Raw genomic sequence first — 15046 nt, 5'->3', positions numbered from 1 at the left:
TGATTTATGTGTTAGATGTTTAGCAGCAAAAGAGACAGGCAAAGGTTGTAATTGTATAATGAAGCAATCAATTTTTCATATTCAACGCCGCAATAATCGCCCTGAAACTTTCAAGCCCTGCTTCCAGGTTTTCTACAATATCCAGTGCCAGCACATCCGGGTCCGGCAGGTTATCCAAGTCAGCGAGGGACTTATCTTTCAGCCAGGTGATGTCTAAAGATGTTTTATCCCTGGCAATGATTTCATCGTAGCTAAACTTTCTGAAACGTCCTTCGGGGTTGGTTGTTGTGTGGTAAGTTTCTTTTCGCTTGTTGCGATTTTTGGGGTTGTAGCATTCTATAAAATCTTTCAGGTCATCCAGCTTAAATGGATTTTTCTTTAGCGTGTGGTGAATGTTGGTTCTGTAATCATATACCCATACGTCTTTTGTCCATGGGGTCTTTGCTGCTGGCTTGCCATCCCAGAACAACACATTTGCTTTTACACCATTGGCATAAAAGATACGCGTGGGTAAACGCAGGATGGTATGACCGTTGGCCTGTGCTGCAAAACTGGCTTTTTCTTTTTCATTGATCTGTTTATCCAGCCGGATGAGGCGGTTGGCAAGTGTGCTGAGGATGTCTTCCTGCGTGTTGCCCATGACTACATTTTGCAACAAATCTTTCAGGCTCATGCCGGGCTTTTTTTCCAGCGGGCGGCTGTCGGTTTTTTGCGATTGCTCCACACCAATGGCATCAATGATCACAAAATGATCTTTGGTAAATTTGGCAGAGGGCGTGCCCGTGGCTTTTAATTGTTCCAGGCTGCAGGTACGGGTGCCACGGCCTTTCATCTGCTCGTAACAGCTGCGGCTTTTTACATCCCGCATAAATACCAATACTTCCAGCGGACGGATATCCGTGCCGGTAGCAATCATATCAACGGTTACGGCTATGCGTGGGTAGTAATCGTTGCGGAACTGGCTGTGCACAGTCTTGGGATCTTCCACACTTTTGTAGGTGATCTTTTTACAGAATTTATTTTCTTCGGCAAATTCATTGCGAACGATTTCAATGATGTCTTCGGCGTGGGAATCTGTTTTGGCGAAGATGAATGTTTTAGGGACTTCAAAAACCGTCTCCGTGTGCCCTTGCCCATCCGGCATGGGAGTTCGAATCTCCCTGGCCCTATCAGGAAACATGGCGGGCAGATTCTCCTTTATGGCTCTGATGATGGTTCTTATGGTGCTGGGGTTTACGATGTCTCTATCCAGTTGTTTGCCGCTGTATTCAGTATCTTCATCTACAGCTTCCCAGAATTTTTTTCTTGTGAGGCGTTCCCGTTTGTCTACGTTTTCACCCATGGTGATTCTGCTGCCTTCTTTGGTGATTTTTGTTTCGATGGTAAATACATTGTAGGGCACCAGCACGCCGTCGATCACGGCTTTTTCATACCCGTAATCGCTCACGATATTTTTATTGAAATAACCAAAGGTTCTGTTATCGGGTGTGGCAGTTAAGCCAACCTGGAATACATCAAAATAATCGAGTACCTGTTTCCATAAATTATAAATGCTGCGGTGGCATTCATCTATCACGATAAAATCAAAAAACTCCATCGGCACTTTTTCATTGTGCACCACTGGCAAAGGTTCCTTTGGCTGAAAGCGTTCATTGGGATTTTGTTCTTCCGCACTTTCCTCCATTTCGGTTCCCTTTAAAATGGCATACATTCTTTGTATGGTGGAAATGTACACCTGGCTATCGTTGGGTATGGAGCTGCTTTTTAACCGTGTTACGCCATAGAGTTCAGTAAACTTGCGGTTATCATCATTGGGCACATAGGCCATGAATTCCTGTTCGGCCTGTTCGCCCAAATTCTTTGTGTCGACCAAAAACAGAATGCGTTTGGCTTTGGCATATTTTAATAAGCGGTAAATAAAAGTAATGGCGGTAAAAGTTTTACCGGAACCCGTGGCCATTTGTATCAGCGCTTTTGGCCGGGCATCTTTAAAAGATGTTTCCAGCTGGTTGATGGCGAGCACCTGGCAATCTCTTAAACCGATTTCAGGCAATGCAGGTATATCCTGCAATCTTGCCCTTAATGATTTATCCTGTTTTATCCACTCCGCAAAAAGTTCCGGCCGGTGAAAAGTAAACACAGGGCTTGATCTTGGTTTGGGATCACGGGAGTCAGTAAACCTGATTACATCGCCAGTACTTTCGTAACCAAAGAATAAGGGTTGATTGTTGAGGTATTTTAGTTTGGCCGTGCGGTAACCTTCTGTCTGTTCTTCATGCATAGTGAGGTGTACGCCTTCTTCTGCACGTTTGGCTTCAATGATGCCTACGTGTTGTTTGTTTACGAAGAGCACGTAATCGGCTGGACCAATGTCTGTTGGATATTCCCGGATTGCAATTCCGGTGCCTGCGTTTAAATTGATTTGATTTTTGTTCTGAATACACCAGCCACTCCGGATTAATTCAGAGTCGATACGATCAAGGGCAAGTTGTTCAGGGTTTTGGTTCATGCTGTGTGTAAGGATTGGACAATTTACAGTAAAATTTATTATGAATTAGAAAACTGTTGACCAGTGGAGTATAACTAGGTGAAAGCGCTTATAGCGAAGGTGAAAAAGCTCCGCTGATGCAAAACCGAGCTTAAGGATGGAAGGAACTACAAAAGCCCCTCATTCGCAAATGAATTGATGTACGCCAAAGTAACTGTTACCATTACATCTTTCTTCCAACGAACCTTATTACCGATCCTTTGCCAATATGATATTTCCCTTCGTTTAATTCAATTTCTTCTTCTTCCAGGATAAGCAGTTCATAGCTACCGAAATCTGCCAATATTTGCCCTTTAGAATACAACATGTCAATATCCTTAGGGCCGCCAACACTGGGGTTGCACTCATTCAGGGCAATATGGTTTTTACTAAAAGCTTCCAGAATAATTAGCCCTCCCGGCTTTAAATATTTATTCAGCTTAGCATGATATACTTCTTTTTTATCGGCTGCAAAATGGGCATAGATAAGCCCGATTGCATCAAAAGACTCATTGTTTAAGTCGAGTTGCTCCAGGTCTGCAACGATATAATCTAGCGTAACACTGAACTCTTTTGCCAGTGCCAGGGCCTTTGCTTTTCCTTCAATACTCAAATCAAAGGAGGTTACCTTCCAGCCCAAACATGCTGCAAAAACTCCATTGCGGCCTTCACCATCCGCAGGCATTAAAATGGTACCGGGTGTAAATTTTTCAAGCCATTCTTTAAAAAAAACATTAGGCCCTTTACCGTAAGCATACGTCGTTTCTTTATAGCGTTCATCCCACATATTTTTATACATTTCATCCCAGCTTTTTTTCATAATTATTTGTTTTAAAATTCTTCTAAAATCATTTTCTTACTTATGGCTATGCCGGCAGTTGTTCCCATCGACACTGCGTTTGCTACGGTCCGCATCCGGCTTACATTGTCGCCGGCAGCATAAATACCTTTTATGGTAGTTTCCTGCAAATGATCCACTTTGATGTATCCATCTTCACTCAGTTCACACCCCAATGATTGTGGTATTGTGCCGTGCTGTTCAAATGGAGCGGGTGCATATAGAAAGTTTAAGGGTGTTGTTGTACCATCGCTGAAAACAATGCTTTCAAGATGCCCTTTAACGTGAGCTAATTTTTCAATTTGCTTTTCAATTATTTTGATGTGGTGACTTTCAAGTTTTGCAGACTGTTCGGCAGATAAGGAGGAAGGTCCATTAGTAAACAAAGTTAAGTCCGTTGTCCAATTAGCTATAAGCCTGGCAAAATCAAAGGCGGCATCACCATTCAAAAATATGCCAGTCTTTTCATTTCTTACTTCGTAGCCGTGGCAGTATGGGCAATGGAGCACAGAAATTCCCCAACATGCTGCAAACCCATCAATAGCAGGAAGGATGTCGCGGATGCCTGTTGCGAAAATTAGTTTTTTTGCTATAAAGGTTTCGCCGGTAGCCACCTGTATTTGAAAGCCTTTTTCAATTTGTTTTGCCGCCACAGCCAGACCATTGAAAAACTCTACAGTTTCATACCTGCTTACCTGCCGGTTGGCCAATGCGGCTATTTCAGTGGGTGTTTTTCCGTCGTTTGTAAGAAAATTGTGCGAATGAGGTGTTTGCCTGTTACAAGGTTTTCCATTGTCGATTATTAATACTTTTCTTAAGGCCCGGCCAAGTGCCATACCGGCAGCAAGGCCGGAGTAACTGCCTCCAATAATGATTACATCAAATTTATTTTCGGGTGCCATGTTATATTTTAGAATTGTTGAAGAAGAAAATGGTAAAGCAATAGTTTGTATTGCAATCGTACCCATTTTTATAAAGTCACGTCTTGATATTTGCATCATAGTAGCGACGCGTTTTATTTTTTCGGTTCTAACTGTTTAGATGAAACTCTTTTAAGTATTGTGTCTATAAATGGCACTACAGCAAATACAATCCAGGGCACCAGGGAAATGGTTAACAGAAATGTTCGCAGGTACAATGGTAATGCAGCCAGCTTTTCCCCAAACAGGTAAAGAAACAAGGTGATAGAAGGATAGATAGCAATCCAGATTTTTAAAGATGCGATCACTTTCATTTTTGTTTTCATGATAAATATTTTTAAGTGAATGATTTCTTTGTTGGCACAAAAGTAGTTTTTGCAGTGGCTTCCGTAGTAGGACAAACGGGCAGTTGTATAGCACATTTTTAAAACCAGTGTAACCAGATTTCGCGGCGGCATCAGCACATAACCTTCATCCACGGCTTTTTTCAAAACTTCAGAAACAATAACATGGGCGGTGCTGCTTCCAGCCTTAAAACTTATTACCAATAATAGGTACCTGATAAAGATGCCCAAATTGAATTATAAAAAATAGCAGAGGGCGTTATTCTGCTATCAAAACATTTGTAAATAAAGAAAGTGTTTTTAAAGAGAGAAACGGGCAGCACACTGTGCAGGGTAAACCTAAAGTAATTTAACATTTAGCATACTCAACATGGTAATCGATACCTTTTTGAGCGTTGTAATACTCAATACAAATGTAAAAAATGAGCCCTGGCTTTTAAAAATCCAGGCTCTTTTTTTAAGCTGATTGAATGTTGTAATTAATAAGGTTTAATTATTTGGCCTGTATTTGCGCCAAATATAGATTTGCGAAACCCATATTCTAATTGCTGCATCGTTACGGGAATGTCGCCTGGAAAATAAGGGAAATATTGAGGAGAATTTTCAATAACAGTTGGACTCACTGCATTAATACGGATACCATTTTCCAACTCAATGGCCGCTCCTCTCACAAATCCCTCTACTGCTCCATTGGCCGCCGATGCATTGGCAAAATTCTTCTGCGGGTCATGTGACAGAGCTCCCGTTATCAATGTAAATGATCCCTTTGTATTAATATAATGCTGGCCTATTAATACAAGGTTTATCTGCCCCATCATTTTCCCTTCCACGCCTTGCCGGAATTCCTTGTCGGTTAATTTTTTCCAGAGACCTACAAAGGTTGGACCTGCAGTTGAAATCAATGCATCAAATGCGCCTACTTGCCTGTACATATTTTCAACGGATGTTGTTGAAGTAATATCTACCTGCACATCACATCCTTTGGAAGCTGCTGTGATTACTTCGTGATCTTTTGCAAAGGCTGTTGTTAAATGCTTTCCCATAGTACCTGATGCACCAACGATGATAATTTTCATTTTTGTAAATTTTAAAAGTTTATTTACGCAAAAGTAAATTCACCGCAAGGCAGTATAACAGGACGATGCCGCAGTTATGCAGGACTTATTTAAAGCTTTTTCTAAACACTTCAGGCGAATGACCTATATGCTTTTTAAAGAATCGGATAAAATAAGAGGTGTCTTCAAACCCTAGTTGGTCAGCAATATCTTTTACCTGGTTTGCAGTTGCTAATAAATATCTCTTAGCTTCCAGAATAATGTGTTCATTGATCATATCTGAAGCCGTTTTACCAATAGATGATTTTGTGATTTCATTTAGCTGGTAGGGAGAGAGGTTCATCAAATCAGTGTATTGGGCAACCTGCTTATGAGTGGCAATATGGTTTTCCAGTAACTCTAAGTATTCTTCAAAGCGCTCCTGTGTATAGGAATTAGCAGCTGTTTGTATTCCCCTGGGATTGGAACTTTGTCTTCCAAATTCAATAAAGAAAATGTCAAGGCTCGATTTTATCACATCCTGGTATCCTTCATCTTTGCAAGTGTATTCATCCAGCATAGAGGACAGAATGTTTTGCAATTTATTAAACCTGCTTATTTCCAATTCGCAGTAGTTTTTATTGCTTGCTTTTCTTAAGCGCTGGATTGATAGCTTGTCTTTAGGGTGATAAAATTCAGCATTGAACTCTACTAAATATCCAGTGCTACATGCTTTCAATTCCAACTGGTGCACCTGGCCGGGGCGTATAAAAAAGACTGAATTATCCATCACATCGTAGGCTGTAAAATCTATCTCATGCTTACCTGACCCTATTTTTAATGCAAGGATAAAAAAGAAGTCATGCCTATGTAGGTCGTGAACCAAATCAGTACCTCCCAAAATATCTTCCACCCGGCGAATTTTAAAACGTTCGGCTAAGTGTAGTTCCTGCTGTGAAGAACCAAGCTGTCTTATGGGAATCTTTTTCATGTTAGCATCTGCCTTTTTGGGTCAGCTTCAAAAACTGTTTTGTTCAATGTCATTTTAAACTATCACTTTTGATGTTGCCAGCGATGACACCATCGAATATAGCGGCTATTCACAATTTAAAATGCAATTAAATGGCAGGTGGTCAACTCATAACCAGCATGAAACAATGTTATATGCTTTTTAGAAGGTAAACAATCAGAAATATACTCACCAACAGAATGAAGGCTGTCAGCACAGTTATCAGTAAGGAAGAATGTTTATAATTGCCTTCATTTAATTGCTTTTCTGACTGCTTATAGCGAATGTAAGATAGTACGGAAGTTACTGTACCTACAGCCACCAGAACAATTCCTAAAATGCCAGAATAACCAGTTTGATGAATCACGGTTTCCTTGCCAAGGATTAATGAAATCTGTTTTACAAATAATGAAAACTTTACCACCACGAAGCCAAACGCCATGATGCCGATGCTGGTGCGTACCCAAGCAAGAAAGGTGCGCTCATTTGCTAAATGATCGCTCGGATTACCGTGCATTTTGTTTTCGTCCATTTGTTAGGTGTATTGATTGGTGCTACGTTGGCAGGTCACTTTAAAGTATGTTGTTTTGACTTAATCAATTTTCCATGATGAGTGGTGACAACTATTGCTCAACAATTATTGAGCCTGTTTATAACAATTCTTTTAACTGGTTGATGAATTTTTCAGTGTCGTAGCCAGCCATGCCTTCATGCTTTAGCACAATTTTACCTTCTCTATTGATAACAAGGGTAGTGGGTAAACTGCCAGTGAAAATTTCAGCAGGAACGGTTCCGGAACGGTAATATAAAGGCAGGATGTAATTGTTTTTTTTGAGATACTGTAGTGCTTTACTGGAATCATCATCTTCGTTAATGAATAAAAAAACAATTCTGTCATCCTGCTTCAGCTGTTGATACAATGCCAGTACCGAAGGCATTTCAGCTCTGCATGGCGGGCACCAGGATGCCCAGAAATTAATGAATACAACCTTGCCTTTCAAACTGGCTGTAGAAGCCGTTTCACCCGCTGCATTTGTAAAATTAAAAGGAGCAACTGCCGGCTCATTTTCAATACCATCTTTTTTTATGTCAGCTTTAAATAAACCAATTGCAACCAGCTGCTGCAGCAACCATGCCTTAGCATCCGGGCTGATTGTTATGAGCAGCAAAACGGCCATCATAAGGATTGTTATTCCGTTTTTTTTTAGCTTAGTAATAACGTAGTTGGACTTTATCACCCTCTTTTGAATCAGTTTGGATAATTATTAAATGGGTTTCAATTAAGTCAATGAAAATTCTTTCTAAAAGATATCATTCACTTAATGAATTTGCTTAGTGTTGTCTTGTATCAAAGCCTTTCAAATATACTTTTAATAATACAACACATCAATATAAAATAAGAATGTGTGCATTTCTCAAGAAGTGTCATTAAAGACTGGCTCATCCTTCCATGGGTAAATATACTTTTATATAACTTGATTTTACAGTTAAAAATTGATAGATTCCTGACTTCCAATCGTTCATATTCTCAAAGAAATTTGTTTAAAGAAATATTGCACTGAGCCAACGCCCCACGCTTGAGGGCGTGGGGCGTTTCCAGGCTTTAACAATCTGATCAAGTAAGGGGCAAACGCAACGTTTGCCCCTTACTTGATCTTAATTATAAAATTCCATCGTCACACCCTTTGCAAAACTCTCACAAAGATTAAAGGCTTTTTGTGTCTTCATTTGCCCTGTTCCGCCAAACAATAAAGATCCGGGAAGAAGTAGCAAAAGAGCAAAAACAACAGCCAACCCAAACTTCCATAAGGGAAACTACCGGGTTTACCGAAAAGCCATTGTTTAAAATCCAGGAAATCTGTTCCCTTTTTAAAGTTACAAAACCTACGATCTATGATTGGATAAAGCATGGAAAATTGAAGAAGGTAAAGATAAGGTCGAGGGTATATTTCCTTGGTAGGGATATCAGGGAGTTGATGAAGGCATGAGTAATTTCGAAGCAGTGTAAAAGGCACTGCTTTTTTGTTATATTCTTGCCTCGTACCGTCTCTTAGTTCTTTGAAATTTGGGAAATCGTACCTTTAAACAGACAACGAGTCAGGTTGAATAAAGACAAGTAAAATAAGGTCAAATTTTGGGTCTATTCGCTTTTTTATAGAATAAAAAATAGAATAAAAAAAGCAAAACCCGCTACCAGAGCGGGTTTTAACAAAATTTGAGCGGACTGGACGGGACTCGAACCCGCGACCTCCGCCGTGACAGGGCGGCATTCTAACCAACTGAACTACCAATCCGTTTCCCTTTTTACAGCAACAAAATTTATTTAAAAACCCTGCTTTGTTTTTCGGGATTGCAAAGATATGTTTTTCAATTTCCTGAGCCAAAACTTTTATTAAAAATTTTGAAGACTTATTTTTGCAACACTGATTTATTATTTTTCACTGCTTACACACAAAGCTGTAAATTGCTCTTATGCCTGAATTTAAAAAACGACAATTCCTCGATTTTGAAAAGCCAATCAAGGACTTATACGACCAGATAGAACAGATAAAAGTATCCGCTGAAAAAAATAAGACTGATGTAAGCGGATATGTACAAACACTGGAACAAAAAATCAATGATACTAAACGCGATCTGACAGCCAATCTTACTCCATGGCAAAAAGTTCAACTCAGCAGGCACCCCGACAGACCTTATACGTTAAAGTATATTGATAAAATGACCGAAAATTTTATTGAACTGCATGGCGATAGAAATGTGAAAGATGATAAAGCCATGGTGGGCGGTTTTGCCCAGTTGGATGGAGAAACGGTTATGTTTATAGGCCAGCAAAAAGGAATCAATACCAAAATGCGCCAGCTGCGAAATTTTGGTATGGCCAACCCGGAAGGCTATAGAAAGGCACTGCGATTAATGCGCCTGGCCGAGAAGTTTAATAAACCTATTGTTACCTTAATTGATACACCGGGCGCTTATCCCGGCATGGAAGCTGAAGAACGTGGCCAGGGCGAAGCCATTGCCCGCAACATTTACGAAATGATGCGGTTGAAGGTGCCTGTGATTTGCGTAATTATTGGTGAAGGCGCCAGTGGTGGTGCGCTCGGCATAGGTGTTGGCGACAGAGTGCTGATGCTGGAAAACAGCTGGTATACAGTAATATCGCCGGAAAACTGCAGTTCCATTTTATGGCGCAGCTGGGATAAGAAAGAAACAGCGGCTGAACAACTGCGTTTAACCGGTCCTGATATGATGCGGTTTGGCCTGGTGGATGGCGTGGTGCCAGAGCCCGCTGGTGGCAGTCACTGGGATTATGATGAGGCTGGCCGGATTTTAAAAGAACATTTGATACCGATTATCAAAGAATTGAAACAGATACCTGCTGAAAAACGTTGCGCAGACCGCATTGTAAAATTTGGAAAAATGGGCTTCTGGAATGAGTTGCCCGCTGAAGCTGCCGGTGTTTAATAATACCAGTTTTTTTATTTTTTTAGGCTATATATTAAACCGCTCTCTACGCTTTGATAAAAGTTGCCCTTTGCTGTTTTTGTACAAGAGTGCGACGCCAATGCAGCTTAATTGAAATACATAAGTTGGGTACATAAAAAATATTAACGATGCCTGGTGATTCTTCAAAAGTGAATATTAACAGTGGCGGTGCTGAAAAACATACCTACGATGCCATTGTGATCGGCAGCGGTATCAGCGGCGGCTGGGCGGCGAAGGAATTGTGTGAGAAGGGATTGAAAACACTGGTGCTGGAAAGAGGCCGTAATGTAGAACACAACAAGGATTATCCCACTGCTACCAAAGACCCATGGGAATTAAAACACCGTGGCCGAATTACAAAAGAAACGTTAGAGCAAAATCCGCTGATTACAAAGGCGGCTGGTTATGGCGAAGACAACCAGCATTTTTTTGTTAATGATAAAGACCATCCTTATGTACAGGAGAAACCTTTTGAGTGGATACGGGGTTACCAGGTAGGTGGCAAATCGCTTACATGGGGAAGGGCCACGCAGCGCTGGAGCGATTTTGAATTTACCGGTCCGCAGCGGTTTGGTTATGGCTGGGACTGGCCAATTCGCTACGCCGATGTGGCTCCATGGTATAGCCATGTTGAAAAATTTATTGGTATTTGTGGTAATAAAGATGGCATTGAATCTATGCCCGATGGTGAATTTTTACCGCCCTTTGATTTAAATGTTGTAGAGCAGCATTTGAAAGATAGTTTCTTGAAAAATTACGGTAACCGCTATTTGGTTCATGCCCGGTGGGCGCATTTAACAAAGCCCAATCCAATACATTTAGACCAGGGCCGTGCGCAATGCCAGGCAAGAAATTTATGCATGCGTGGGTGTCCGTTTGGAGGCTACTTTAGCAGCAACTCTTCTACCCTTCCGTGGGCTGCCAAAACAGGCAATCTTACCATCAGACCTTTCTCTGTAGTGCATTCTATTATCTACGATGATAAGCTGCAAAAAGCAAGCGGCGTAAGGGTTATAGACTCCGTTACAAAAGAAACAACAGAGTACTTTGCTAAAATAATTTTTGTAAACGGCTCTGCATTAAACAGCAATTTAATTCTGCTGAATTCAACCTCTGCAAGGTTCCCTAACGGACTTGGAAATGACAGTGGCATTTTAGGAAAATATGTTTGCTTTCATAACTACCGTGGCTGGATGAGTGGCCACATCGATGGCTTTGAAGACAAGTATGTGTATGGCCGAAACCCGACAGATACCATTATTGCGAACTACAGAAATTTACATAAAATAGATACCGACTTCGTGGGTGGCTTTACCACTTTCGCCGGAGCTTACCGTGAAAGAGGCGATGGTGACCGTTGCCCTGAGCAAATTGGAGCAGTCTACAAAGAGGCGATGACGGAAGCCGGTCCATGGCATGTATATGCTTATGTGCAGGGAGAAACCGTTCCGAAAGCAATCAACCATGTTCGCTTAAGTACTGATAAAAAAGACCAGTGGGGAATTCCGTTGCTGGTTACCTCTGTTGGATATGATGACAATGATGAAAGATTATTGAAAGATTTTTTTACGCAGACAGAAGAAATGCTTACCGGCGCCGGCGTAAAAAATATTACACACAGCGACAGCAAACAGGCGCCGGGACTGGATATTCACGAGATGGGCGGTTGCAGGATGGGGAACGATCCCAACAATTCGATGCTGGACAAATGGAATGCGTTGCACCATTGTAAAAATGTTTTTGTAACAGATGGCGCCTGCATGACAAGTACAGGCAATCAAAGCCCATCGATATTGTACATGACATTAACAGCAAGGGCTGCCAACCATGCGGTGGAAGAATTGAAGAAAGGAAACCTTTAAGAGTTATGAGTTATAAGTGTTAAGTTATGAGTTACAAAATCATAGATTAAAAGTGATCAGTTATAACGAGTCAGATTGACAGGCTCTTTTTGAATTTTTACTTATTTCTTCTGTATTACTGATTCGAACAAATTATTAATTCTTAATTATTAATTTTTAATTAAAAAATATGCCAGGCGATTCAACACAAGTCAACATCAATGCAGGTGGTGCTGCCAAAAACACTTTTGATGCCATCGTAATTGGTTCGGGAATCAGTGGAGGCTGGGCTGCGAAAGAACTATGTGAAAAAGGATTAAAAACGCTTGTACTGGAAAGAGGCAAGAATGTAGTGCATTTAAAAGACTACCCTACCGCTACCAAAGATCCATGGGATTTTACACACCGTTTACACATGCCGCTGAAAGTGGAAAAAGAAAACCCAATAGTAAGCAGGTGCTATGCACTGAGTGAAGCGACTGAACATTTTTTTGTAAAAGATAAACAACATCCTTACGTACAGGAAAAGCCGTTCGACTGGATTCGTGGCTACCAGGTAGGCGGTAAATCTTTGTTGTGGGCAAGGGCTACGCAGCGCTGGAGTAAATACGATTTTGAAGGACCGGGAAGAGATGGATTTGCAGTTGAATGGCCGATTACATATGAGGAACTGGCGCCCTGGTACAGTCATGTAGAAAAGTTTGCAGGCATCAGCGGCAATATGGATGGACTGGACACAATGCCCGATGGCGAATTTTTACCGCCGTGGGAATTGAACACCGTAGAGAAGGAATTACAGCAAAAAATAAATAGCAATTATAAAGACCGCAATGTTATCATAGGCCGTTGTGCGCATTTAACCAAACCCAATCAAATTCATCTTGACCAGGGCAGGCAACAATGCCAGGGCCGAACAATGTGTGACCGGGGTTGTCCGTTTGGCGGCTATTTTAGTTCCAACGCTTCTACCTTGCCGTGGGCTGAGAAGACCGGCAACCTTACCTTGCGGCCTGATTCGGTTGTACACTCCATCATCTATGATGAAAAAAAACAGAAGGCAACGGGTGTACGGGTAATTGATGCACACACCAAAGTTGCTACTGAATATTTTGCCAAAGTGATATTTGTAAATGCAGCCTGTCTAAATTCTAACCTGGTATTATTGAATTCAACTTCAGGCCGTTTTCCGAATGGATTGGGTAATGACAATGGCCTGCTGGGAAAATATGTTGCCTTTCACAATTACCGTGGCACTTTAACAGCGGATGTGGATGGACACCTGGATCAATATTATTATGGCCGTAAGCCAACAGGTGCCATGATGCCGAATTTTAGAAATGTACACAAACAGGAAATGGATTTCTTGCGTGGCTATATGGTTCATTACAGCGCGGGCAGAAGAACCGGTGATGGCAGTAACAAAGAAGATATTGGCGGCGCTTATAAAGATGCGATGTCTGAACCGGGCGGCTGGGGCGTGTTTATGATGATGCAGGGGGAAACGATTCCGAAAGAATCCAATCATCTGCGCTTAAGCAAAGATGAAAAAGATGAATGGGGCATCCCGTTGCTGGTAACCTCAGTTGCTTATGATGATAATGACGAAAAATTATTAAAAGATTTTTTAGAGCAGGGACAGGAAATGCTTACCAAAGCAGGTTGTAAAAATATCCGCACCAACGACAGCAAACAGGCGCCGGGATTGGATATACATGAAATGGGTGGTGTAAGAATGGGTAAAGATCCGGCCACTTCCTTGTTAGATAAAAACAACGCCATGCACCATTGTAAAAACGTTTTTGTTACCGACGGCGCCAGCATGGTTTCAACCAGTACACAAAACCCATCATTGACTTTTATGGCTTTAACAGCAAGAGCGGCCAATTATGCGGTGGACGAGTTAAAGAAAGGAAACCTTTAGATAGTTATAAGTTATAGGTGGTAAGTGATAAGTTGATTTTAGCGAGGTGGAGTATGTGTACGACAGCTTTGTTAATGTGGGCATGTGATGTGAACAGCGTAACAAACTTAATAACTGCACATTAAACGATACAATGGTATCTTTGAACAAAGAATATTGATATGCTTAAAGTGGGTGTTTTAGGAGTTGGCCATCTCGGAAAATTTCATTTAAATAACTGGCTGGAAATAGAAGGCGCAACACTTGTTGGTTTTTTTGACCCCAATGATGAAATAGCCAACGCGGTTATTGAAAAATACAAGTTAGTAAGATTTGATAATGCGGAAGAATTGATGGACGCCTGTGATGCCGTTGACATTGTAGCACCTACTATCACCCATTTTAATTTGTGCAAAGCAGCTATTACCAAAGGCAAGCATGTGTTTGTTGAAAAACCTTTGGCCAACACAATGGATGAGGCAAGGCAACTCGTAAAACTTACCAAAGAAGCCAATATAAAATTCCAGGTGGGGCATGTGGAACGATTTAACCCTGCTTTTTTAGCTTTGAAAAATCGCAGGCTGGAACCCATGTTTATTGAAGTGCATCGCCTGGCACAATTTAATCCCCGGGGTACAGATGTTAGTGTGATACTGGATTTGATGATACACGACATTGACATTATTTTAAGTCTTGTAAAAAGCAATGTAAAATCGATCAACGCCAATGGTGTTGCTGTAATGAGTGACACGCCGGATATTGCCAACGTACGCATAGAGTTCGATAATGGCTGCGTAGCCAACCTTACAAGCAGCCGTATCTCCATGAAAAAAATGAGGAAGATGCGCCTCTTTCAAAAAGATGCCTATATTGGCATTGATTTCCTTGAGAAGAAAACAGAAATTATAAAACTGAGTGCGCCGGATGACACCAATGTATTTACGTTTGATATTGAAACCAACAATGGTAAAAAAACTATTGCCATTGCCAACCCGGTTATTGAAGAGGGAAATGCCATAAAGATGGAACTGCAGGCATTTTACCAGGCCATTGTACAAAATACAGATACACCGGTAAATGTAGTAGATGGTTTCAGAGCAATGGATGTGGCCCACCAGATACTGGATAAAATTGGCGGCGTATAGAC

Annotated in this window: 13 protein-coding genes and 1 tRNA gene; 5 read left to right on the top strand and 9 right to left on the bottom strand. The window is 41.2% G+C overall.

What is annotated here, in order from left to right; all coding sequences use genetic code 11:
* Positions 1-67: 67 nt before the first annotated feature.
* From QWZ08_RS00955 to QWZ08_RS00920, 8 genes are all read right to left on the bottom strand, one after another.
* Positions 68-2509 (bottom strand): DEAD/DEAH box helicase family protein, encoded by a 2442-nt coding sequence (locus tag QWZ08_RS00955; RefSeq protein ID WP_290335282.1) that lies wholly within the window; start codon positions 2507-2509, stop codon positions 68-70.
* A gap of 202 nt (positions 2510-2711) precedes the next feature.
* Positions 2712-3347: a class I SAM-dependent methyltransferase gene (locus tag QWZ08_RS00950; RefSeq protein ID WP_290335281.1), complete on the bottom strand. Its 636-nt coding sequence runs from the start codon at positions 3345-3347 to the stop codon at positions 2712-2714.
* A gap of 11 nt (positions 3348-3358) precedes the next feature.
* Entirely contained in the window at positions 3359-4366 is a 1008-nt protein-coding gene (locus QWZ08_RS00945) for an NAD(P)/FAD-dependent oxidoreductase (RefSeq protein WP_353960469.1), read from the bottom strand.
* A gap of 14 nt (positions 4367-4380) precedes the next feature.
* Positions 4381-4611 carry a putative antibiotic biosynthesis monooxygenase gene (locus QWZ08_RS00940; RefSeq protein WP_290335280.1) on the bottom strand — a complete coding sequence of 77 codons (231 nt, stop codon included), beginning with the start codon at positions 4609-4611 and terminating at the stop codon, positions 4381-4383.
* Positions 4612-5108: 497 nt separating this feature from the next.
* Entirely contained in the window at positions 5109-5705 is a 597-nt protein-coding gene (locus QWZ08_RS00935; RefSeq protein ID WP_290335279.1) for a short chain dehydrogenase, read from the bottom strand.
* A gap of 85 nt (positions 5706-5790) precedes the next feature.
* Complete coding sequence (locus QWZ08_RS00930) at positions 5791-6654, bottom strand: helix-turn-helix domain-containing protein (RefSeq protein WP_290335278.1); 864 nt, start codon at positions 6652-6654, stop codon at positions 5791-5793.
* Between the two features lie 169 nt (positions 6655-6823).
* Positions 6824-7204: a YidH family protein gene (locus QWZ08_RS00925; protein ID WP_290335276.1), complete on the bottom strand. Its 381-nt coding sequence runs from the start codon at positions 7202-7204 to the stop codon at positions 6824-6826.
* 118 nt (positions 7205-7322) lie between these two features.
* The gene (locus QWZ08_RS00920; RefSeq protein WP_290335275.1) at positions 7323-7853 is read right to left on the bottom strand and encodes a TlpA family protein disulfide reductase; all 531 of its coding nucleotides are present in this window, start codon (positions 7851-7853) and stop codon (positions 7323-7325) included.
* Between the two features lie 537 nt (positions 7854-8390).
* Between QWZ08_RS00920 and QWZ08_RS00915 the strand changes: the two genes are divergently transcribed.
* Complete coding sequence (locus QWZ08_RS00915; RefSeq protein WP_290335273.1) at positions 8391-8660, top strand: helix-turn-helix domain-containing protein; 270 nt, start codon at positions 8391-8393, stop codon at positions 8658-8660.
* A gap of 232 nt (positions 8661-8892) precedes the next feature.
* On the opposite strand, the gene QWZ08_RS00910 is transcribed toward QWZ08_RS00915, so the two are convergent.
* Positions 8893-8966: transfer RNA gene (locus QWZ08_RS00910), tRNA-Asp, on the bottom strand.
* A gap of 178 nt (positions 8967-9144) precedes the next feature.
* On the opposite strand from QWZ08_RS00910, the gene QWZ08_RS00905 reads away from it, so the two are divergent.
* From QWZ08_RS00905 to QWZ08_RS00890, 4 genes are all read left to right on the top strand, one after another.
* A complete protein-coding gene (locus QWZ08_RS00905) occupies positions 9145-10137 on the top strand; it encodes an acetyl-CoA carboxylase carboxyltransferase subunit alpha (protein WP_290335272.1) in 993 nt (330 codons plus the stop codon).
* 149 nt (positions 10138-10286) lie between these two features.
* Positions 10287-12020 carry a GMC oxidoreductase gene (locus QWZ08_RS00900; RefSeq protein WP_290335271.1) on the top strand — a complete coding sequence of 578 codons (1734 nt, stop codon included), beginning with the start codon at positions 10287-10289 and terminating at the stop codon, positions 12018-12020.
* Between the two features lie 169 nt (positions 12021-12189).
* Positions 12190-13920, top strand: a complete 1731-nt coding sequence (locus tag QWZ08_RS00895) for a GMC oxidoreductase (protein WP_290335270.1) — start codon at positions 12190-12192, stop codon at positions 13918-13920.
* Between the two features lie 161 nt (positions 13921-14081).
* Positions 14082-15044, top strand: a complete 963-nt coding sequence (locus QWZ08_RS00890; RefSeq protein ID WP_290335269.1) for a Gfo/Idh/MocA family protein — start codon at positions 14082-14084, stop codon at positions 15042-15044.
* Positions 15045-15046: the final 2 nt, after the last annotated feature.

The sequence above is a fragment of the Ferruginibacter paludis genome, from assembly GCF_030409685.1.
Classification (GTDB): domain Bacteria; phylum Bacteroidota; class Bacteroidia; order Chitinophagales; family Chitinophagaceae; genus Ferruginibacter; species Ferruginibacter paludis.
This window is presented reverse-complemented; position numbering and strand designations above follow the sequence as displayed.